This window comes from Amycolatopsis palatopharyngis (assembly GCF_003385185.1).
GTDB lineage: Bacteria > Actinomycetota > Actinomycetes > Mycobacteriales > Pseudonocardiaceae > Amycolatopsis > Amycolatopsis palatopharyngis.
The window spans coordinates 14,828-35,541 of the sequence record NZ_PQHZ01000056.1; the positions used below are offsets into that span (position 1 = coordinate 14,828).

Consider the following 20,714-nt stretch of genomic DNA (forward strand, 5'->3'; position numbering starts at 1 on the left):
AGGAGTCTCGCGCTTTCCCGGGAAAGTGCGGTTGGGGAGTCTCGCGCTTTCCCGGGAAAGTGCGTCAGGGGACCCAGGTCTCGTACAGGCCCCTGCCGAATGTCGCCGCCACGAGGCGATGCTGGCCGTGGTCGTACTCGATGTCGTCCACCGGAACCTGTGGCAGGTTGTCACCCAGCCTGCGCCACTGGCTGCCGACGCCGGAATGGCGGACGAACACACCCTGGTCCGTGGCGACGTACACGCGCTCGGCGAAACCGAGGATGACGTCGTTGACCGGCGCGTCCGGCAGGTTGCCGGACAGGTCCCGCCAGCGCTTCCCGCCATCCTTCGTGCGTAGAACGTGTGCCTGCTCCGAGCCTGACCGGTAGCCGGACAACGTCACGTAGGCCGTGTCGGCGTGCCGTTCGTCCACGGCGATCCTGGTGACCCAGGGCTGGTTATCCAGCACCTTGGTCCAGGTACCGCCCAGGTCGCGGGTGAGCCAGACCCGCCCGTCGTCGGTACCCACCCAGATCGTGTCCGGATCGGACGGAGCGGCGCTCACCGTGGTGATCGTGCCGTAGGGGTAGTTGTCCTGCCCCGGCCCGCCGGTGAGGTCCGGGCTGATCGGCGTCCAGGTGATGCCGCCGTCGGTGGAGCGGTTGAGCCGGTTCCCGCCGTAGTACATGACCTTCGTGTCGTTCGGGTCGAACTGCACCGGCGTGAACCAGTTGCGCCGGTCCGCGGTCGTCTGCGGAGTGAAGTACGACATCGTCTCCCCACCGTCGGTGGACCGGAAGCAGTTGCCGTACTGGTAGCAGGCGAAGACGTTGTCCTTGTTCGTCGGATTGATCAGGTTCTCCTCGCCGTCGCCGCCGAGGTATTCGTTGAACTTCGGCCCGCCCCACGACCGCAACGATCCGTTGTCCTGCGTCCCACCGGAGATCCTGGAGCGGTCCTGCGGGGAGATCGCGGCGCTGTAGAACTGGGTGTACGGCTCGTACTCCGCCTTCACCCAGCCGCCGTCACCATCGGCGTCGGAGCGGTACACACCGCCGTCGTTGCCGAGGTAGACCCTGTCCGGGTAACGCGGGTCCCACACCATGGCGTGGTGATCGACGTGGATGCTCTCCGAGTCGGCTGTCCAGGTCTCACCACCGTCCTTTGTGGTCAGCAGGGGAACGCCGGCCACGTGCACGTGTTTCGCGTCGTCCGGGTCCACCCACAACTTGCCGAACCACCAGCCGAAGGTCGACTGCGAGTTCTTCAACTCGGGTGGCTCCGGCAGCCTCGTCCAGTTGTCGCCCGCGTCCGCCGAGGTGTAGAACCCGGCGAACGGTCCGGCCGTGGAGTTGACGATCGCGTAGAGCCTGCCCGGTTCCGTAGCGGCTGCCGCGATCCCGATCCGGCCGACGTCGGGCCCGGCTTCCGGCAGGCCACCTCCGAGTCGTTGCCAGCTGACGCCGCCGTCGGTGGAGCGGAACACACCGGAGCCGACTCCGCCGTAGGTACGCTTCTCCGGGGTGCGCCGGTGATCCCACAGCACCGCGTAGACGCGCTGCGGATCGGCGGGGTCGAACTGCACGTCCACGGCACCGGTGAACTCGTTCGGCACGTCCAGAGTGCGCTGCCAGTTGGTGCCGCCGTCGGTGGAGCGGTAGACACCGCGATCGCCTCCTGGGGAGTACAGGGAGCCGGTGGCGGCCGCCAGCACGATGCGGTTGTCGTTGGGGTCCACCTCGACGGCGCCGATCGCGCCGGAGTCGCGCAACCCCACGTTCGTCCAGGTCCTGCCGCGGTCCGCGGACCGGTAGACGCCCGTGCCCTCGTAGGTGACACTGCCGCCGCCGGGGTTGGCCTCGCCGGTGCCGACGTAGATCGTCCCGTCGCTGGCCGTGCTGACCGAGCCCATCGCCTGGGTCGCGTCGTCCGGCCACGCGGAGGCGAAGGTGCGGCCCGCGTCGGTGGAGCGCCACAACCCGCCGCTGGCCGCGGCGGCGTACACCGTGTCCCGCCGCTGCGGGTCCAGCGCGAGGTCCACGATGCGCCCGCCGATATTGGTCGGTCCGGTGAGTTCCCACGACGCACCAGTGGCGGGTATCTGCCGCGCCTGGTCCGCGGCCTCGGCATGGGCGTGCCGTGGCAGGCCCTCGCCAGGGATTGTCTTCTGCAGGAAACGGTGCTCGGCAGGTGCCGAGGGGCCGCGGACAGGCCGGTACTCACCGGGCTGGCCGGTACCTGGCGGGTCGGCGAGGGCAGGGGCCGCCGTGGCGAGCAACCCCGCGGCGAGTCCGAGAACGAGTGTGGTGGGCAGGCGATGACGACGACGCATGGCACCCCCAGTGCGGACGGTCGGGCAGCCCTACGAAGCTATTGCTCCCCGCCCCCGGGCGGATACCCGCCGTTCGGCCGCATTTCGGACCGCCGTGCGGCGGTACCGATGGGTGTGCGAGTGTGCTGTCAGGACGAACGCTGACCGCGTGCCGCCACTGCCTTCCGGTACGCCTCGACCGTTGTTTCGGCGCAGCGCCGCCAGGTGAAGCCGGCCGCGTGGGCCCTTCTGACCGCCGAGGCGGAAGCGGCGTGCGTGTCGTGTACCGCCGTCCGCAGCGCTTCGGCGAGCGCGTCGTCGTCGTTGTAGGGGACCAGCGCGGCGTGGCCGCCCGTCACCTCCCGCAGTGCCGGGATGTCCGAGCACACAACGGGTACGTCACAGGCCATCGCTTCCAGTGCCGACAGCCCGAACCCCTCGTCCCTGGACGGCAGCACCAGCGCGGTCGCGCCAGCCACCACACTACGAAGGTCCACATCGGATAGATATCCGGTGTGCAGTGTGCGATCGTCGCTGTGGTGCGGACCGGGACCGGCGAACACCAGCGGTGGCAGATCCGGCGTCGCCGCGTGTACCCGGGCCAGCCACGCCAATCCCTTACGCGGGCCGTTCGCCCCGACGAAGAGCAGGTACTCGGCTGGTAGTCCCAGCCGCTCGCGCAGCGCGGTATTCGGCGGCCGCCCGGTGAACCAGGCGGGATCGACGCCCAGCGGTGTCACGACGACCTTGTCTCGGTCGACGCCGAGCCGCTCTGCAACGGCGACGGCGACGGCCCTGGTCGGCGTGCAGATGACATCCGCCCGTCGTGCACTCGTGCGGACGAGTTCCGGCAGATTGCGGTCCCCTGGCGGGAGTTCGTGAGGTGCGTCGAGGAAGGCCAGGTCATGGATGGTGAGCACGCCGGCCGCGTTCGCCGTACCTGGCAACACGAAGTTCGTGCCGTGCACGACATCGGCGGGACCGGCGAACAGTTCCACCGGCGGGAAGGCCGAGCGCAGCCAACAGGCTCGAAGCAGGCGGGCCGACACCGGCATCCCGCGGGCACGGGCACCGTGCGGCAGCACCGAACGCAGCCTGCGCCAGCCGCGCAGGGTGAACGCGACGGCGCGAGTGTCCAGATCGGACATCGAGGCGAGTTCCTCCGACAGCGACGCGGTGTAACGACCGATGCCGGTGCGATCACCGAGCAGCGGGGTACCGTCCAGCAGTACCCGCAGTGGACGCGACTTCACCACGTGCTCACCGGCCCCGTGACCTGACCAGTCGCCGTACCCGTCCGCCCGCTCTGCGGGCCAGTTCCCGAGGGCCGCCGTCGGTCAGGTACTCCCGCACGAGCGCGAGGTCCCTGCGGAGGAGTTCCTTGCCCCGCAGGGGATCGGATTCGGTGAGGTCGGCAGATCCCGGCAGCCGGTCGGCCGCGGGCCGCGGGTCACGGCAGAACTCCACCAATGGTGCCAATGCCCTCGGCCAGGCGTAGCGCTGCGCGACGGCTGCCATTCGCTCGCGGCAGCCGTCGGCGAACTCGGTGTCGTAGAGGCATCGTTCGAGTGCGTCGGCCAGCGCGCCCGCGTCCTGCGCGGGGACGACCACGCCGAGTCGTTCCGCGCGGACCAGGTCGGCGAACGAGTCGCCGTCGGTGGTCACGATCGGCAGACCGGCCCACAGGTAATCCAGCACCCTCGTGCGGAACGCGAAGGTGGTCTCCACGTGTGAGTAGTGCGTGGTGACGCCGCAGTTCGCGTCGAGCAGCCAGTTCTGCCGTTCGGCGTAGGGCACCCACTCCTCGTTGAAGAAGACGTGTTTGCCGGTCAGCCCCAGCGAGTCGGACAGCCGGATCGTCTGCACGCCGATGTCCATTTCGGACACTTCAGGGTTCGGATGGCGCATTCCGAGGAAGACGAGCCGGACGTCTGCGCGGCGCTCCCGCAACTGGTCGACGGCACGGATCAGGGTCAGCGGGTCGAACCAGCTGTAGACCCCGCCCGCCCAGAGCACCACGTGGTCGGACTCGGCGATTCCGTCGAGGGTCGCCCGAAGGCCCGGTCCCGTGCGTTCCGGCGGCTGTGCCTGCAGGCCGAAGGGCACGACGGACAGCAGCGAGTCCGTGGTCGGGTCGGCATCGTAGAGCCGGGGCGAGAGCCTGCCGAGCGCGGCGAGGTGGCCCAGCCAGAAGTGCCGCTGGCGATCGGATGCGCAGAGAAAGAAGTCCCCCCGCTGCAGTTGTGCGTCGAGCACGCGGGTCACTCCGGCCAAGTCGGCGGTGCGCCGGTCGTCCGGGGTGTCCTTGCTCTGCTCCAGCAGTTCCAGGTGCATCGGATCGTAGAGATCGCAGACGACGATCTTGTGCGCCTGCTCCGCGTGTAGCGCGGGGGCCATCTCCAGTACGTGGCCCTGCAGGATCACGATGTCCGCCCAGGCCACCGGTTCGACCAGGTCGCGTTTGCGGGCCGCGCTCACCGAGAACGGTGCCGGGGGTGGGTCGGCCAGCGGGTTCACGGTCACCAGCCGCACCTCGTGCTCCGCCGAGAGCACGGAGGCGATGTTCCAGGCGCGGATCGCCGGGCCCGCCATCCGCGCGGTGATCGCGTCCCCGGTGATGACCAGGACCTTCCGCCTGCTGCCGAAGGCGCGCTCGATACCGAAGGCTTCGACCAGGATTTCGTGTCCCCGCAGATAGCGGGGCAGTGGATACGCGGGTTCGAGCGCCTTGCGTAACAGGGGGATCAGGTCTGCGTCGGTGCGCACCCGAGCGGCCTGCTCGGTCGCCCGCGACTCGGCCAGCGACGGCAGCAGTTCGACGAACTGGTCCACCGCAAGGATTCCGGCGAGCGCCGGACGGGGCACCGGGACCGGATCGGTCTCGATCGGACCGACCCCGCGCTGCAGGTCCAGCTGACCCGCGTCCAGGTCTCCCCTCGCGGTGGCCCGCCGCACGGTCAGCGCGAGCGCGGCGGGCAATGCGCGCGCCAGCGTCTCGTCGGAGAGGTTCTTGTACATGGCGGCGAGCGCGTTGCGCTCCAGCAGGAAGGTCTCCCGGCCGGTCTCCGGGGCGTCCACCTCGGCCATCGTGCCGTGGTGGCGGTGGTAGGCGATCGATTCGGGGACGTAGCGCACCCGCCAGCCGCGCAGGTTGAGCCGCCAGCCGAGGTCGACGTCCTCGTAGAACATGAAGAATCGCTCGTCGAAGCCGCCCAGTTCGGCGAACACGCCGGCGCGGACGAACATGGCCGATCCGGTGGCGAACAGCACGTCCTTGGCGAGTTTGTGCTCCTCGGCGGGGACGTCGGCGATGTCGGTGCCCGCGTGGCGCTTGTAGCCCATGCCGAACCAGGTCAGTCCACCGTCGACGAAGTCGGCCTGCCGCGCGTCGAGGTCGAGGACCTTGCTGGCCACGGCGGCCACCGTTGGCTCGGCCCGCAGAGTGGCGACCGCGGCGTCGACCCAATCGGGGTCCGGTCGAGCGTCGTTGTTCAGAAACGCGAGCACGGTCCCGTTCGCGTGCCGCGCGCCGAGGTTGCACCCACCGGCGAAGCCGAGGTTCTCCTGCGATTCGACCAGGGTCACCCCCGGTGCCGCCTCCTTGATGCGCCGCACGTCCGCGTCCCCCGACGCGTTGTCGACGCAGATGAGTTCCAGCCGGTCGGCCGGGTAGGCCAGCTGCTCGCGCAGCGCGCGCAGGCAGGCGACCGTGTCCTCGGCTCCTCGATAGTTGACGATGATCACCGAGACCACCGGCCGCGGCTGTGTCGCACCCTCCGGCACAGACCCTCCTCAAATTTCCGTCAGCCCAATTCCAGTCCGCCCCCGCCCCCAGGTAGGAGTGTCTGCAAGTACGCCCAAGCAAGATCGACACAGCGTGTTTCCGCTACCAAGTGGCGGGCGTCGACGTCCTGGCTTGGTGGCGGAAAACGGCGGTGTTGATCTTGCTTGGTGGTACTTGCGCACGTCCCAAGTTCGGTGGGGGTGACTGCTCCAGCCTGCCTTACCCGTTCTTCGGGGGTTTCGGCAACCGGCGGATGTGGTTCCCGGTGCGCCCCGGCAGCTCTCCTGGCATCCGCCCCGGCGCACTCAGAGACCAGCCCAGGTGCGCCACACATCGCGCCGGCTGACCGTCGCGCGCTCGCCGATCCGTCGCCGCTGCCCCAGTGTCGCGGGCAACCGGGCCAGCACCGAGGTGAGAACCGCGCAGCGCAGACCGACGCGGAAGTTCGCCCCGGCGGGCCGGGACCGCCGCAGCGGGAGCAACAGGGTGATGACGGCGAACCGGACGAGTTCCCGGAAGGCGACCGGCCACGGCGCGCAGCGCAGCAGGGTGAGCAGCCGGTTGCGTTCGTTCCACCGATGGAACGCCTTCGACCCGGGCCGGGTGCTGGCGCCGTGGCGATGGCGCACGGCCGCGGCGGCCACGTCTGGTGGCTCCGCGACGCGCCTGCCCTGCAGCCGTAGCCGCCACGCGGTGTCGGTGTCCTCGTAGTAGCAGAAGAAGCTCGCGGCCACGCCGCCCGCGGCGAGCAGGGCCGAGGTGCGCAGCAGGGCCGCCCCGCCGCAGAAGCCGAAAGCGGGGGCCCTGCCTGCCAGGTCGGCACCGTGACCGTCAGCGGTGAGGCGGACGCCGAACGACTGCGGGGCGCCGTCGGCCAGTTCCAGCGCGGAACCCACGGCAGCGGCCTCCGGGTCCGCGGCCAGCGTGTCCTCCAGCGCGGCGAGCCAGCGGGGACCCGGTTCCGCGTCGTCGTTCAGCCAGGCCATGTACGGGGTGTCCACGACGGATAGGGCAGCGGCGATACCGCCCGCGTACCCGGTGTTGCCGGGCAGCCGGAGCACCTCCGGCGCCGAGGGGTGATCGGCCAGCAGCGCGGCGGTCCCGTCATCGGAGGCGTTATCCACCACGAGAATCCGGTGTGGACGCTCCTGGGCCGCGAGGGCGTCGAGGCAGGCGGTGATGTGTTCCACGCCCCGCCAGGTGACCACGACGACGGTGGTCGGGACGGGCGGCGGCATGCCGAGCAGAATAGTGCGCGTGCCCGAACTCGTGGTGATCGCCGAGCAGTTACTGGCGCCGGTGCCGGGCGGCACCGGCCGCTACACCGCCGAACTGCTGCGCGCGCTCGCCGATACCGTCCCGCAGGGCTGGCGGCTCAGCAGTGCCGTGGCCAGGCACGGCGACGTCGAGCCGGCGAGGATCACCGGTGTGGAGGGCCCGCGCGTGCTGCCGCTGCCGCCCCGCGCGCTGGCCGCCGCCTGGCAGGCCGGAGTCCCGCTGTGGCCGGGTGGGCAGGCCGTGCACGCCCCCACCCCGCTGGCGCCGCCGCGCGCCCGGGGCGGGCGCACGCTCGCGGTCACCGTGCACGACACCGTCCCGTGGACACATCCGGAGACCCTCACCCCGCGCGGGGTGTCCTGGCATCGCTCGATGATCGCCAGAGCGGCAGACAGGGCGGACACCCTCGTCGTACCGACCAGGGCCGTCGCGGACGAACTGGCGCGACTCGTCGAGGCACGGGCGGAGATCCGAGTGGTCGGGCACGGGGCCACCGAGGCGCTCACGCAACGCCGCGAGACACCAGGGTCCGAGGGGCCGGTCCCGAACCTGCCCTCCCGGTTCGTCCTCGCCGTGGGCACCGTTGAACCGCGCAAGGGGATCGACGTGCTGATCCGAGCCGTCGCCGGGCTTGCGGACGACGTCGCGCTCGTGCTGGCGGGACAGCCGGGCTGGGGCGGACTCGATCCCGTCGCGCTGGCACGAGAGCACGGACTGCCAGCACACCGGTTGCACGTGCTCGGCCGGATCGGCGACGCACAACTGGCGCAAGTCCTGCGGGCCGCGGCGGTGCTCGCCGCGCCGAGCCTCGCCGAGGGGTTCGGCCTTCCCGTGCTGGAGGCGATGGCCTGCGGGGTACCCGTCGTGCACTCGGACGCGCCTGCGCTGGTGGAGGTCGCGGGCGGAGCCGGGATGACCACCGTCCGGGGTGACGTGCGATCGCTGGAGAACGCGCTGGCCGAGGTGCTGCGTTCCCCCGCCCGAGCGGCCGAGCTGGCCGCGGCGGGAAGGGCACGCGCCACCGCCTTCTCCTGGACCCGTGCTGCCCGGCAGGTCTGGTCCATCCACCAGTTTGCCGGTTCCGGAACATCGGCGGGATGATCGGTCGTACCCTGCACAGGTGGCAGCCGAACCACGCGTACTGATCGACGCGACAGCGGTCCCCGCGGATCGGGGAGGCGTCGGTCGTTACGTCGACTCTCTCGTCGCCGCACTGGACGCCGACCGGGCGCCGATCACGGTGGTCTGCCAGCCCCGCGACGCGCAGCTCTACTCCCGGCTGGCGCCGAACTCGCGAGTGGTCCGGACCGCGGAGTCCACAGCCACCCGCACTGCCAGGCTCACCTGGGAGCAGACGACCCTGCCGCTGCTGGCCCGCCGCCTCGGCGTCGACGTCGTGCACTCTCCGCACTACACGATGCCGCTCGCGGGCCGCGCAGCTTCGGTGGTCACCCTGCACGACGCCACGTTCTTCACCGACGCCGTCCTGCACGCTGGGGTCAAGGCCCGCTTCTTCCGGGCCTGGACCCTCGCCGCGCTGCGCAGGGCCGCGCTGTGCGTCGTGCCCAGTGACGCGACGGCGAGCGAACTGGCCCGCGTCACCAGTGCCGACCCGGCCGAGCTGGAGGTCATCCAGCACGGGGTCGACGTCGAGCGGTTCCACCCGCCGGCACCGGGCGAGGTGCGCGCGGCCAGGGAGGCGATCGGCCTCGGGGACGCCGCATACATCGCCTTCCTCGGCGCGCTGGAGCCGCGCAAGAACGTGCCTGCCCTGATCCGCGGGTTCGCCGCCGCGGTGGCCGGGCGGGCGAACCCGCCCGCACTGGTGCTGGCCGGCCAGCCGGGGTGGGACAGCCAGGTGGAACGCGCGCTGGACGCGGTCCCGCACCGGCTGCGGGTGATCCGCGCCGGGTACCTGCCCTTCGACACGCTCTCGGGCTTCCTCGGCGGATCCGAGCTGGTCGCCTACCCGAGCCTCGGCGAGGGTTTCGGCCTGCCGGTACTCGAGGCGATGGCCAGCGGCGCCCCTGTGCTGACCACCCGGCGGCTCTCCCTGCCGGAGGTCGGCGGGGACGCCGTCGCCTACTGCGGAGTGGGCGCGGGCGACGTCGGCGCGGCGTTACGCGAGTTGCTCGACGACCCAGCTCGGCGCGCGGCACTCGGCGAGTCCGCGTTGCGCAGGGCGAAGGAGTTCTCCTGGTCGGCGAGCGCCGAGCGGCACAGGGAGGCGTACGGGAAGGCGTGGGTGGCGCACCGGCGCCGCGATCGCTGACCGGGCGCGGCGGGGCGTGTGCATCACGGCACCGTGGACCAGGGCACAATATGGCGCGTGACCGAGCCGACATCCAGTGAGCCAAAGACCTACGGCGATGGTGTCGCCGTGGTGGTCGTCACCTACTTCCCCGGCGAGACTCTCGACCGCTTCCTCGACACGCTGGAGAAGGCCACCTCGCGCGAGGTGCGGGTCGTGCTGGCCGACAACGAGTCCACCGACGGTGCCCCGGAACGCGGCGCGGAACGGGAGCACGTCCGGCTGCTGCGGATGGGGGAGAACCTCGGCTACGGCGCCGCCGCGAACCGGGGGGTGGCCGCGCTCGGTGACGACGTCGGCTGGGTCGTCGTGGCCAACGCGGACCTGGAATGGGAGCCGGGCTCGCTGGACACGCTGCTGGAGGTCGCGGGCCGCTGGCCGAGGGGCGCCGCTTTCGGCCCGTTGATCAGGGAACTCGACGGCTCGGTGTACCCGTCGGCCCGGCTGCTGCCCTCGCTCGGGCGTGGAATCGGGCACGCGGTGTTCGGCAAGGTCTGGCGGACGAACCCGTGGACCCGCGCCTACCGGCAGGAGAACGGTGAGCCGAGTGAACGGGTCGCGGGCTGGCTCTCCGGTTCCTGCCAGTTGCTGCGCCGCGAGGCGTTCGACTCGGTGGACGGGTTCGACCCGCGCTACTTCATGTACTTCGAGGACGTCGACCTCGGTGATCGGCTCGGCCGCGCCGGTTGGCAGAACGTGTACGCGCCCTCGGCCACGGTGATGCATCTCGGCGGGCACGCCACCTCACGCGCACCGGCCCGGATGCTGGCCGTGCATCACGACAGCGCCTACCGCTACCTCGCGGACCGGCACCAGGGGCTGGCGTGGAAACCGTTGCTCGCCGTTATCCGCGCCGGGCTCGCCCTGCGCCTCAAACTGGAAACCGGCCGAAACGGAAGCGCTTCGCGCCGCTGACCTGGCAGCCGAGGTCAGCGAAAGCGCGGATCACAGACCGTCGAGGCGGCGGGAAAGCGCTGACTGGCCGGGCTGGCTGGTGACCGTCGGGATGAGCCCGTCCAGCTCCTGCTCCTCGACCTCGTCCATTCGCTGCGGCTCGCGGGCCTGCGGGGCGGACCTGGGCCTGCCGCCAAGTCGATTGGTCGGGGTGGAATCCGCCAGGTGGTCGTTGGCCTCGATCACCGAAGCCGGCAGCTGAGTGGTGCTGTCCGGATCCTGGTCGCGGACGACGGACCGCGGTATCTGCTGCGTGTTCGAGGCGTCCATCGGTGACGTCATGTTGTCCGGCGTGACCACGCCTCCGCGCGCCTGAGCGCGCGAGAGCAAGGCATCCGCTCGATCGCGGGGATCCATGCCCACGCCTCCCCGTACTCACCCGGGGCCCTCTCCGAACGGGCCCGCCACCGTTGACGTCTAGGGTATGCCCTCCGGGCGGTTGCCGTCAGTGTTTCCTGCGGTCTGTCGCCCGCCGATCTGCAATCATGGCGCCGGGGCGCGGGAGGGTCTGCAACACATGGAGTCCACACGAGGGGTTGACGCCGTCGTTCTGGTCGGCGGCAAGGGAACCAGGTTGCGCCCGTTGACGTTGTCCGCGCCGAAACCGATGCTGCCCACGGCGGGCGTGCCGTTCCTCAGTCATCTGCTGTCGAGGATTCGTGCGGCGGGAATCACGCATGTGGTGCTCGGCACCTCCTACCGTGCGGAGGTGTTCGAGGAGTACTTCGGTGACGGATCGGCGCTCGGTCTCGAACTGGAGTACGTGGTCGAGGCGGAGCCGCTGGACACGGCGGGCGCGATCCGCAATGTGTACGACCGGCTGCGGGCCGAGGACGTCGTGGTGTTCAACGGCGACATCCTCTCCGGCGCGGATCTCGGCGAGCTCGTCGGCACGCACCGGAAAACGGGCGCCGATGTGACGCTGCACCTGCAGCGGGTGGCCGACCCGAGCCGGTTCGGCTCGGTGCTGACGGACCCGTCAGGCCGGGTGACGGAGTTTCTCGAGAAGACACCCAACCCGCCGACCGACCAGATCAACGCCGGTTGCTACGTCTTCCGCCGCTCCGTCATCGGGTCGATCCCGGAGGGCAGGCCCGTCTCGGTGGAGCGGGAGACCTTTCCCGGCCTGCTCGGTTCCGGCGCGCACATGCAGGGATTCGTGGATTCCTCCTACTGGCTGGACGTCGGTACCCCGGAGGCCTTCGTCCGTGGTTCGGCCGACCTCGTGCGCGGTGTCGCGCCGACCTCGGCCCTGCCAGGGGCGCCGGGCGCGGCGTTGGTGCTCGACGGTGCCGATGTACACGGATCGGCCACAGTGGACGCCGGCGCGACGGTCGGTGAGCGGGCAGTCGTCGCCGGCGGTGCCAAAGTCGGCGGGTCGGTTCTGTTCGACGACGCCGTGGTCGAAGCTGGCGCCACGGTGGAGAACTCGGTGCTGGGCCGGGGTGCGCGTGTCGGTGCCCGCACGGTGCTGCGTGGCGTCGTGCTCGGCGACGGTGCCTCCGTCGGTGCCGACTGCGAACTCCTCGACGGCGCCAGGGTCTGGCCGGGGATGTCACTGCCCGACGGGTCGGTGCGGTTTTCCAGCGATGCCTGAACTGACGCGGCACTGGCGGCCGCCTTACGCGCTCGACGTCGCGGCGGTGCTCGCCCCGCAGCAGCGCGGTAAGGCCGATCCGGCGCTGTTGCGGGACGAGACCGGCACCACCTGGCTTGCCGCGAACACCCCGGAAGGCCCCGGCACCCTCGCGCTGCTGGGCCGGGCCTCGGGGGAGATCGAGGCGCGAGCGTGGGGAAGCGGCGGCCCGTTCCTGCTGGACGGACTCCCCGCCCTGTTCGGCGCCGCCGACGACGATGCGGGTTTCGTGGCGCACCACGAGGTGGTCGCGCGGGCACGGCGGGCCATGCCGGGACTACGCATCGGAGCTACCGGCCGGGTGTGGGACGCGCTGGTTCCCGCCGTGCTGGAACAGAAGGTGACCAGCATCGAGGCTCGGCGGTCGTGGCGGGAACTGTGCCGCCGTTTCGGCGAACGCCCTCCTGGGCCCGTGCCCTCGGGTCTGCGGATGCCGCCGACTCCGCTCGCGATTCGGTCCATCGTGGACTGGAACTGGCACAAGGCGGGGGTGGACCTGACCCGCCGCACCACTCTGATCGCCGCGGCGCGAGTCGCGCACCGGCTGGATCACGCCGCGGAGCTGCGAGGAGCCGAGGGGCGCGCGTTGCTGCGCAAGGTGCGCGGGATCGGGGTGTGGACCGCGGCCGAGATAGCCCAGCGCGCGTGGGGCGATCCGGACGCCGTCAGCATCGGCGACTTCCACATCCCCACCGTCGTCGGGTACGCGCTGACGGGCGCGCCGCTCGACGACGCGGGCATGCTCGCTGAACTCGCGCCCTACGCCCCGCAACGTCAGCGGGTGGTGCGGTATCTCGAAGCGGCGGGCTTCTCCCGGCCGCGGTTCGGTCCGAGGTACCCGGTCCGCGACTACCGGGCGATATGAGGCCGGAGCTGCCCGCTCAGCGCGGCGGCCGCTGCAGATAGGGCGGCTGCCGATACTGGGGCCGCGCGCTTCCCGGCTGCTGCTGTGGGTGCTGGGGTGGCGGGTACTCGACATGCCTCGGTTTGCTGAGTTTCACCACCACGAGGACGACGGCGACGACCGCGCCGATTCCCAGGACGAAGAGCAGAAGCTGAAATACGCCGATCATTGCCATTGCCGCCCCCGGTGTCATCTGCCGAACGCTCGCGCTTCCTGGTCCGTTCAGGTTAATACTTTGATGGGTATGCGCGGAGAGTATGCACCGGATAGGTTCCGCATCGTGACCGTCCCACGTTTGTCCCCAACGAAGGTGAGCTATGACTACCCTTCGGGTGGGCTCGACCCGTTCGATGTGGACGAACCCCGTACTCAGCACCTGTACGAGGCCTGCGGCTGGTCGCGCGCCTGGGTGGCGGGTGAGGCCTGGGCACTCTGGTCGGCCGAATCCCGCGCCACCAGTGAGGTGATCCCGCTGCAGTACAGGTCCCATTCGTTGCTGGAGAAGCTTGCGGTGGTGGTGAACGGGATCGTGCTGCGGGAGTGGCCGGAGACTCCGCAGCCCGCGTACGCCCTGTGGCGCGAGGTGGAGCGTGCGCAGCGATCGGGGGCCCGGCGGGAGAGCTGGATGCTCCCGTACCGGTTGATTCGGCAGAACGGAAATGGGCGTAACGCGTTCGACGTCTACGAGGACGCCATCGCGACCGCTGTCCGGCCGAGCCCGCAGGCGGTCACCTGGCTGGTGTGCCGGGTGCTCGCACACCACGTGGTGGCGTCCTAACGCGAACGACCAGGCCCCACGATTCCGGCGACTGCGGCGAGGGTTGCTATCGCTTCGGCGATCGACGTCACCATCTTGGTTGTGGTCCAGAGTGGTTCGTACATGTTCGGTAGTGGACCCAGCGCGCCGACGTTGACGTAGCGGTAGAGCAGGATCGCGCCGAGCGCGCTGGCGGCCACGAGAAACGCGATGACGTACGCCCAGCGGGCTCCAGTGAACAGGACTAACAGGGCTGCCACGGCGGCGGCTGCCCCCTGGGCGTAGAACAGCGTGACCTGGCTGAGACCGCCACCGGGTGGGGCGGGTGGCCGCTGTGATGCGAGTGCGATGTGGATGTAGGCATCGACCGCGAGCCCGGTCACCACCAGTACGCGCACAACGAGGGCGCCCGCGGTAGGCCGGCCGCGGTGTGCGCCGGTGCCGTTCATGTCCCTTGCCTCACTCGCCGGCGGGCTGCGCATCGCTCGGTTTGGTACCCGTGCCGGTCGCACATGGTCGCTCCTACTCCACTGTGAGTTCCGCGGTCATGCTCGGGTGGTATTCGCAGAAGTACGGGTAGTTGCCCGCTTCCTCCGGTGCGGTGAAGGTGGCTTCGCCCGACGGTGGGATTTCGACGTCGAAAAGCCCGTCGTCGTTTGTGGCGGTGACGGTGTGGGGGGCATCGTCCTCGTTGCGAACCGTGATTTCCTGCCCCGGCGACACGCTCTGTGGAGTGTCGTAGTTGAAGTCGCTGATGGTGATCACCGCTGGACCGGCAGGGGCCGGAGTGGATGCATCGCCTCCCGGCGGGGAGGTCTCTACTGACTGCGCGGGGGCGGATGACGCCGGTGACTGTGCGGTTGGTGGCGACGGGTTCTGCGGTGTGGTGTCGTCGCCGCCGCAGCCGGCCAAGGCTGCTGCCGCGAGTAGTGCGGCGGGTAGCAGGAGCCGTTGTGGTGTCATGGCGAGCTCCACTCGCTGAGGTGGTTGCGGATGGGTCAGGTTTTGTCTGAGCCGGTGAAGTGGGCGTAGACGACGATGTTGTCGAGGTAGTTGTCGGTCTGGTCGTCGAACTCGCCGCCACAGGTGATCAGGCGTAGCTGGGCCGTGTCGGTGTTGCCGTAGACGTCAAGAGTGGGGAACTGATCCTTCTCGTACTGTTCGACGCGATCCACGGTGAACTCCGCGACCGTGCCGTCGGCACGGGTCACTGATACCTGGTCACCGGCCTGCATGGCGCCGAGCCGGAAGAACACCGAGGGGCCCTTTTCGGCGGAGTCGACGTGGCCTGCGATGACCGAAGGGCCGAGTTCGCCCGGCGTGGGGGAGTGCTTGTACCAGCCTGTTTTGTCGTAGTCGGGTCCGGGTTGGGGCACTTCCATGGTCCCGTCCGGATTCTGCCCGAGGGTGATCATGGAAGATTGCACGCCGATCGTGGGGATGCTGATCGCCGTCGGTGGTGCGGCGGGCAGCGTCGGAGCGTCGGGTTGCGCCTTCGTCGTGGGCGCGGGCTCGGTTCTGTCGGACGGCCGCGGTGCGATGGCTCCGGGGATCTGGTCGCCGCCACTGGCAGCCGCCGGGGCCGGGGCACTGTTCTGGGATGTGAGCCCTACGGTCACCGCGCCGATGCCGCCGAGGGCGAGGACGGCGGTCGCCGCCGACACCAGCAGGCGTCGGCGGCGACCGTCCAGCAGAGTGCTGAGTCTGGACATCAGTGTTGTCCTTCGGGCCTCAGCGCTGCCCGTCGGTGCGCCTGCGCAGCAGGAACGCGCCGCCAGCCGCGGCGGCCAGGGCGGCCCCGCCTGCCCCGATCAGCCACGCTTCTTCCATCCCGGAGGTGCTACCGGCACCGGTGTCGACCGAGCCTTCGGGCATCTGGCTCATCTGCGAGCCGGTCAGGGTCCCGCACAGCGCGGGCGAGGTGGCCGCGAGCGGCAGTTCGGGGACCAGGTTGCTCTTCGCGTTGGCCGCTTCCTCACTGAGGGTGGACGGGTCGAGCCCGTGCACCACGACCACGCCGGTGCCGTTCTGCAGCGACTCCAGAGTGTCGCCATTGAGGGCGAAGGTGCGGGAGTACTCGTAGCTGCCACCACTGGGCGCGATCTCGACGTTGGTGCCCTCCTCGGGACCGGTGCCGCCGCTGGTGGACAGGGTCGTGCCGATCTTGCCGTAGGCGGGCTGGCCCTCGACCGTGTCCACGATGCCATCGCCGTTCTTGTCGGCGGACATGTCCGGGCACTGTCCCTCGCCGTTGATGTGGATGTGTTGCACGTGCGGGTACGGGTTGTCCATGAAGGTGGTGGCCAGGCCCGACACGTTCGCGGTGATCGTGGCCTCTTCACCGTTGAGTTCCAGCATCAGGCTTCCGGAGCCGCCAGAGCCGTTCAGCTCCGCCAGTTCGGCCTGGTAGGTCTCGCTGTCGTCCTGAGCCATCGCGGCCGGGGCCGCGAGGGGCAGGGCGAGCAGGGCTGCCGGGGCCAAAGCTGCCAATAACTTCTTTCGCATCGTTTCCGCTCCTTTGAGGTTCGATAACGTACGGACACCGATCCACCGAACCCCCGAAACCGGCACGGCGCCTGTACTGGGTTCGGAGCCCCCGTGCGGTCCGGTTTGCCGATATCGGAAAAAATCGGCGATAAGTCGATATTTATCCGCTATTCGAGTGAAAACGGCAGCTGAACTGGCGGAAGGTCTTGACAGCCCTGGTCAGCTGAGCGGCTGAGCCAACAGGGGCGTTAATTTCCGCATCGCTCCCCTTCTGGCCTAGGTTGGGGGCTGATGACGGAGGAAATGTATTCGGTCGAGCAGGTGGCCGACCGGCTCGGCCTGCATGTCCGCACCGTGCGCGGCTACATCCGCTCGGGGCGGCTCAAGGCGGTGCGGATCGGCAAGCAGTACCGGATCGCTCGCGCCGACCTCGACGCACTGACCGGCAGAGCGCGGTCGTCGCCGACCGGGGCCACGGGCACCGCGTCTGCGTCGATGGAGGTGTCGAGCATCGTGCAGATCGACGGTGTGGATCGGGCCGCGGCCGACCGGTTGGGCACGCTCGTCCTGGCCGCGGTGAACACCGGCCGCGACGGCGCGCGATCGCTGCGGGTCCAGACCGTGCACGACGAGGAGCGTGGCCGGCTGAAGATCGTGATACTCGGCGGTGCGGACGCCACCGCCGAGGTTCTGCGCCTGCTCGAAGGCGTGCTCGACGGGGACAACGGCCTGCTCACCTGAGTACGCCCACCCGCTGCGTCAGGTCTTGGCGTCGTCACCGCTGTCGAGCACGGCGCTGACGATCGCCAGTGCCTCTCCGGCGCTCAGTCCCAGCCGGTGTGCGGTCTCGGCGTAGTCCGCGGCCGCCTGGCGGGCCCTGCTGCGGCTCTCGTCGCCACCCGCGCCGACGAAACTGCCGGCACGGCCCCGCGTCTCGATCAGCCCGGCCTCCTCGAGCTCCCGATACGCGCGGGCGATCGTGTTCGGGGCGACGCCGAGGTCGGCGGCGAGCCTGCGCACAGTCGGCAGCTTGGTGCCGACGGCGAGTTCGCCGTCGTTGATCTGGCGGGCGAGCTCACCACGGACCTGCTCGAACGGCGGCACCTTGGACGCGGTGTCGACACTGAGGGTGATCACGCCGCCCCCACCCGGCCACCCTGGACCGCACTTTCCCGGGAAAGTGCGATACGTGCGCGTGCAACTACCGCCGTTTCTCGGGAAAGGGCGGTTTGGGAGGGGGTGCGTGGCGAACTCAACTGGTGGCCTCGGCGGCGGAGGCGATCAGCTCGGTCAGGTCCTCGCTGCCGGGCGGCAACGCGGCGACCGGCCACCAGCGCAGGTCGTCGGATTCGGCGCTGCGCACCGGTTGCGCGCCAGTGGGAGCGCGGACCACGAAACGGACGTCGAAGTGCCGGGTGGGTACGCCTAGTGAACAGGTGATCGGGTGGACGTCCAGGTGGACCGGCGTCGGATCGATCACCAGACCCGGGATACCGGACTCCTCCTGCGCCTCTCGCAGCGCGGCCCCGGCCAGGGTGGCGTCCTCCGGTTCGCAGTGCCCGCCGAGTTGCAGCCAGCGACCGACCCGTGGGTGCAGGGTCAGCAGCACCCGCTCACCGGAGTCGTCCAGGACGACGGCCGAAGCCGTGACGTGTCCTGGCGCGCATTCCCGGGCGCAGGCGTCCTCACGTGCGGCGAGGAACCCGAGGTAGCTCTGGCGCAGTGACTCCTGTGCGGCTGTCGAGGGACGCCAGGATTCCAATGTGGACAGTGTGTCGGCGTGTAGCGGAGTTGTCGTGGTCACCATTCGATCAGTCCCTCGTCCAGTTCGCGAGGTGGTCGGGGGTCAGCGGGCCCGTCGGCGGGGTGGCCGATCGCGACCGCGCCAAGCGGCTGCCACTGCTGTCCCAGCCCTAACGTCTCCCGCACCACGTCGGCGGCGAAGATCGTCGAGCCGATCCAGCAGGAACCGAGGTCCTCCGCCGCGAGCGCGACCAGCAGACCCTGCACCGCGGCTCCCGCGGCGACCGTGAACATCGTGTTCTCACAGGCATTGCGGCGTGCGTCGGGATAGGTGTGCGCGCCCTCCGGCACGAGGAACGGAATGACGACCTCTGGTGCCTCGAACAGGATGTCGCCGCGGCGCAGCCGGGCCGAGATCTGCTCGTCGGTGAACCCGTCAGCTGCCAGGTCGGCCTGCCAGGCGGCGCGCATGGCTTCGAGCAGCTTGCGGCGCTGGGGTTCGCCGCGCAGCCAGCCGAACCGCACAGGCCTGGTGTGGTGGGGGGCGGGTGCGGTCAGCGCGGCGCCGATCGCGGTGCGGATGGCGGCGGGGTCCACCGGCCGCGTGCTGAACTCCCGCACCGAGCGGCGTACCAGCACGGCCTCCCTGCGGCCCTGCGCGATCGCCTCGTTCGTACCGAGGCGGAACAGGTCCTCCTCGATGGGTCGCACCAGGTCACGGGCACGGGAGCCGTCGTCCGGCAGCCGCAGGCCGCGAATCACCGCCACCGGCGTGCCGCCGAGTTTTCCCTTGACCAGATCGGCCGCGGCCGCCAGTTCGTCGGCGACGGCGACCTCGGTCACCGCGAGTTCGTTGCCCTGGCCGTCGATCGCACCGGCATAGGAATGCAGCACGCTCAGCCCCGAGCTGCCGATGGCGGCATCGGTCTGCCCTACGCGCCAGGCCCTGCCCATCGTGTCGGTGATGACCACGGCCACCTCGACACCGAGCCGCTCCCGCAGCCCGTTGCGCAGTGCCTCGGCCGACGAGTCCGGGTCGGCGGGCAGCAGTGCGACCTCGTTTCCGGCCACATTGGACGCGTCCACACCCGAAGCGGCCTGCACCACACCGATCTTGTTCTCGGTGATGTCGGTCCGGCCGATCGAGGCGATGACGCGCACGGTCTCGTCTCGGACGAGCTGACGCCGGGCGGCATCACGTTCCTCCGGGTCCTCCGGCACGCGGACGAGCATGCCCTCGGTCTTCGAGACGATCTTGCTGGTCACGACCACCACGTCACCGGAGCGCAGCCAGGGCGCGGCGGCCGAGATGGCGCCGGTGAGATCGTCGCCGGGCCGGAACTCAGGCAGGCCCTCGACCGGCAGGATCTCCAGCCGGGTCGCGGAGTGGCCGAAACCGCGCTCAGTCAACGTCCACCCCGGACAGCTCCAGCGCCGCCTTCGCCATCTTGGCAGTAGCGTCCACACCGGACATCAGAAGTGGGACGCCACGCACGGCGACCCCGGGTACGTCCACCGACTCGCCGGACTGGACCAGCCAGCCGTCGAGCAGGCCGTCCTCCGACGTCTGCCGGGAGCCGTAGTGGCGACCGACGGCTTCGGCCGAGGTCTGCACACCGATGGCCGCCAGACACGCGTCCGCCATACCGCGCAACGGCTTGTTACCGATGATCGGGGAAATCCCGACCACACCCGCCTCGGTCTTGCGGAGTGCTTCGCGAATGCCGGGGATCGCGAGCACCGAACCGACAGACACAACGGGATTCGACGGCGCGAACAGCACCGCGTCGGCCTCGGCGATTGCTTCGGCCACCCCCGGTCCGGCCACCGCCTCGTCGGCACCAACGGGCACGATCGAATGCGCGGGCAGTTCGGCGCGGTACCGCACCCACCACTCCTGGAAATGCAGCGCCTTGCGGGCGGGCGTGGCATCTGTGCCACTCGCACCGCCGTCGGCATCGGGATCGTCCACGACGACATGGGTCTCGACCCGGTCGTCGGTCATGGGCAGCAACCGCACGCCAGGGCGCCACCGGTCGCACAGGGCCTCGGTGACCGCGGAGAGGGGATAGCCGGCGCGCAACATCCTGGACCGGATCAGGTGGGTGGCGATGTCCTTGTCGCCCAGCCCGAACCAACTGGGTTCGGCGCCGTAGGCGGCCAGCTCCTCCTTGACCGTCCAGGTCTCACCCTCGTGGCCCCAGCCTCGCGCGGTATCGATCCCGCCGCCGAGGGTGTACATGCAGGTGTCCAGGTCGGGACAGATTCGCAACCCGTGCATCCACACGTCGTCACCGGTGTTGACCAGCGCACTGATCTCGTGCGGTGACTCCGTGGGCCCCTCGCCGATCGGGGGGAGTCCGAGCGCGGCCTTCACGCCGAGCAGGAAGCGGGCTCCGCCCACTCCGCCGGCAACTACGACAACCTTCACGCTGACGGATCCTAATCAGTTCTGGGAGTGAGCTATCCGGCACACTCCTGCTGGTAGCCGGCCGGCAGGTGAGCACTCTCGGTTCCTGGATTTCGAGTCCTGGTGAAAGACAGTGCCCCTGCCGGTAGGCCGGGAG

At 70.1% G+C, this 20,714-nt stretch carries 21 protein-coding genes; 7 read left to right on the forward strand and 14 right to left on the reverse strand.

The window, feature by feature from the left end; translation table 11 throughout:
- Nucleotides 1-64: 64 nt before the first annotated feature.
- The 4 genes from D0C15_RS28735 to D0C15_RS28750 all read right to left on the reverse strand — a co-directional run bounded on the left by D0C15_RS28735 (nucleotide 65) and on the right by D0C15_RS28750 (nucleotide 7,315).
- Nucleotides 65-2,314, reverse strand: coding sequence for a WD40/YVTN/BNR-like repeat-containing protein (locus D0C15_RS28735; protein ID WP_116051257.1), 2,250 nt, complete (start codon nucleotides 2,312-2,314; stop codon nucleotides 65-67).
- Between the two features lie 128 nt (nucleotides 2,315-2,442).
- Entirely contained in the window at nucleotides 2,443-3,546 is a 1,104-nt protein-coding gene (locus D0C15_RS28740) for a glycosyltransferase family 4 protein (RefSeq protein ID WP_116051274.1), read from the reverse strand.
- A gap of 7 nt (nucleotides 3,547-3,553) precedes the next feature.
- Entirely contained in the window at nucleotides 3,554-6,076 is a 2,523-nt protein-coding gene (locus D0C15_RS28745) for a glycosyltransferase (RefSeq protein ID WP_116051258.1), read from the reverse strand.
- Nucleotides 6,077-6,382: 306 nt separating this feature from the next.
- Nucleotides 6,383-7,315, reverse strand: coding sequence for a glycosyltransferase (locus D0C15_RS28750; protein WP_116051275.1), 933 nt, complete (start codon nucleotides 7,313-7,315; stop codon nucleotides 6,383-6,385).
- A 19-nt stretch (nucleotides 7,316-7,334) separates the two neighbouring features.
- Between D0C15_RS28750 and D0C15_RS28755 the strand changes: the two genes are divergently transcribed.
- Genes D0C15_RS28755 through D0C15_RS28765 form a run of 3 tightly spaced genes read left to right on the forward strand, consistent with a single transcriptional unit; the run spans nucleotide 7,335 to nucleotide 10,581 of the window.
- The gene (locus tag D0C15_RS28755) at nucleotides 7,335-8,456 is read left to right on the forward strand and encodes a glycosyltransferase family 4 protein (RefSeq protein WP_116051276.1); all 1,122 of its coding nucleotides are present in this window, start codon (nucleotides 7,335-7,337) and stop codon (nucleotides 8,454-8,456) included.
- 19 nt (nucleotides 8,457-8,475) lie between these two features.
- Nucleotides 8,476-9,627 carry a glycosyltransferase family 4 protein gene (locus D0C15_RS28760; protein WP_116051259.1) on the forward strand — a complete coding sequence of 384 codons (1,152 nt, stop codon included), beginning with the start codon at nucleotides 8,476-8,478 and terminating at the stop codon, nucleotides 9,625-9,627.
- Between the two features lie 57 nt (nucleotides 9,628-9,684).
- Nucleotides 9,685-10,581 (forward strand): glycosyltransferase family 2 protein, encoded by an 897-nt coding sequence (locus D0C15_RS28765; protein ID WP_425455441.1) that lies wholly within the window; start codon nucleotides 9,685-9,687, stop codon nucleotides 10,579-10,581.
- A 30-nt stretch (nucleotides 10,582-10,611) separates the two neighbouring features.
- Here the strand turns inward: D0C15_RS28765 and D0C15_RS28770 are convergent, their stop codons facing one another.
- Entirely contained in the window at nucleotides 10,612-10,977 is a 366-nt protein-coding gene (locus D0C15_RS28770; RefSeq protein WP_116051260.1) for a hypothetical protein, read from the reverse strand.
- Between the two features lie 160 nt (nucleotides 10,978-11,137).
- On the opposite strand from D0C15_RS28770, the gene manB reads away from it, so the two are divergent.
- Together manB and D0C15_RS28780 are read left to right on the forward strand one after the other, a co-directional pair.
- Nucleotides 11,138-12,217: a mannose-1-phosphate guanylyltransferase gene (manB, locus tag D0C15_RS28775; RefSeq protein ID WP_116051261.1), complete on the forward strand. Its 1,080-nt coding sequence runs from the start codon at nucleotides 11,138-11,140 to the stop codon at nucleotides 12,215-12,217.
- The gene (locus D0C15_RS28780) at nucleotides 12,210-13,121 is read left to right on the forward strand and encodes a DNA-3-methyladenine glycosylase family protein (RefSeq protein WP_116051262.1); all 912 of its coding nucleotides are present in this window, start codon (nucleotides 12,210-12,212) and stop codon (nucleotides 13,119-13,121) included. The genes manB and D0C15_RS28780 overlap by 8 nt, the downstream gene beginning before the upstream one ends.
- A gap of 16 nt (nucleotides 13,122-13,137) precedes the next feature.
- Here D0C15_RS28780 and D0C15_RS28785 read toward each other — a convergent pair whose 3' ends face one another.
- Nucleotides 13,138-13,353, reverse strand: coding sequence for a hypothetical protein (locus D0C15_RS28785; protein ID WP_162830290.1), 216 nt, complete (start codon nucleotides 13,351-13,353; stop codon nucleotides 13,138-13,140).
- An 87-nt stretch (nucleotides 13,354-13,440) separates the two neighbouring features.
- Here D0C15_RS28785 and D0C15_RS28790 point away from each other — a divergent pair, with 87 nt between their 5' ends.
- A complete protein-coding gene (locus D0C15_RS28790) occupies nucleotides 13,441-13,938 on the forward strand; it encodes a hypothetical protein (protein WP_162830291.1) in 498 nt (165 codons plus the stop codon).
- On the opposite strand, the gene D0C15_RS28795 is transcribed toward D0C15_RS28790, so the two are convergent.
- Genes D0C15_RS28795 through D0C15_RS28810 form a run of 4 tightly spaced genes read right to left on the reverse strand, consistent with a single transcriptional unit; the run spans nucleotide 13,935 to nucleotide 16,422 of the window.
- Nucleotides 13,935-14,399, reverse strand: coding sequence for a hypothetical protein (locus D0C15_RS28795; RefSeq protein ID WP_162830292.1), 465 nt, complete (start codon nucleotides 14,397-14,399; stop codon nucleotides 13,935-13,937). The two genes, D0C15_RS28790 and D0C15_RS28795, sit on opposite strands and share 4 nt — an antisense overlap.
- Before the next feature lie 40 nt (nucleotides 14,400-14,439).
- Nucleotides 14,440-14,880 carry a cupredoxin domain-containing protein gene (locus D0C15_RS28800; RefSeq protein ID WP_116051266.1) on the reverse strand — a complete coding sequence of 147 codons (441 nt, stop codon included), beginning with the start codon at nucleotides 14,878-14,880 and terminating at the stop codon, nucleotides 14,440-14,442.
- Nucleotides 14,881-14,915: 35 nt separating this feature from the next.
- Nucleotides 14,916-15,629 (reverse strand): class F sortase, encoded by a 714-nt coding sequence (locus D0C15_RS28805; RefSeq protein ID WP_116051267.1) that lies wholly within the window; start codon nucleotides 15,627-15,629, stop codon nucleotides 14,916-14,918.
- Between the two features lie 19 nt (nucleotides 15,630-15,648).
- Nucleotides 15,649-16,422 carry a hypothetical protein gene (locus tag D0C15_RS28810; protein ID WP_116051268.1) on the reverse strand — a complete coding sequence of 258 codons (774 nt, stop codon included), beginning with the start codon at nucleotides 16,420-16,422 and terminating at the stop codon, nucleotides 15,649-15,651.
- Nucleotides 16,423-16,695: 273 nt separating this feature from the next.
- On the opposite strand from D0C15_RS28810, the gene D0C15_RS28815 reads away from it, so the two are divergent.
- Nucleotides 16,696-17,145 carry a helix-turn-helix domain-containing protein gene (locus D0C15_RS28815; RefSeq protein WP_245976363.1) on the forward strand — a complete coding sequence of 150 codons (450 nt, stop codon included), beginning with the start codon at nucleotides 16,696-16,698 and terminating at the stop codon, nucleotides 17,143-17,145.
- Nucleotides 17,146-17,163: 18 nt separating this feature from the next.
- On the opposite strand, the gene D0C15_RS28820 is transcribed toward D0C15_RS28815, so the two are convergent.
- The 4 genes from D0C15_RS28820 to cofD form a co-directional block, all read right to left on the reverse strand.
- Nucleotides 17,164-17,538 (reverse strand): GntR family transcriptional regulator, encoded by a 375-nt coding sequence (locus tag D0C15_RS28820; RefSeq protein WP_116051279.1) that lies wholly within the window; start codon nucleotides 17,536-17,538, stop codon nucleotides 17,164-17,166.
- 118 nt (nucleotides 17,539-17,656) lie between these two features.
- A complete protein-coding gene (locus tag D0C15_RS28825) occupies nucleotides 17,657-18,211 on the reverse strand; it encodes an NUDIX hydrolase (protein ID WP_116051269.1) in 555 nt (184 codons plus the stop codon).
- Complete coding sequence (locus D0C15_RS28830; RefSeq protein ID WP_116051270.1) at nucleotides 18,205-19,557, reverse strand: coenzyme F420-0:L-glutamate ligase; 1,353 nt, start codon at nucleotides 19,555-19,557, stop codon at nucleotides 18,205-18,207. The genes D0C15_RS28825 and D0C15_RS28830 overlap by 7 nt, the downstream gene beginning before the upstream one ends.
- The gene (gene cofD, locus D0C15_RS28835; protein ID WP_116051271.1) at nucleotides 19,550-20,578 is read right to left on the reverse strand and encodes a 2-phospho-L-lactate transferase; all 1,029 of its coding nucleotides are present in this window, start codon (nucleotides 20,576-20,578) and stop codon (nucleotides 19,550-19,552) included. The genes D0C15_RS28830 and cofD overlap by 8 nt, the downstream gene beginning before the upstream one ends.
- Nucleotides 20,579-20,714: the final 136 nt, after the last annotated feature.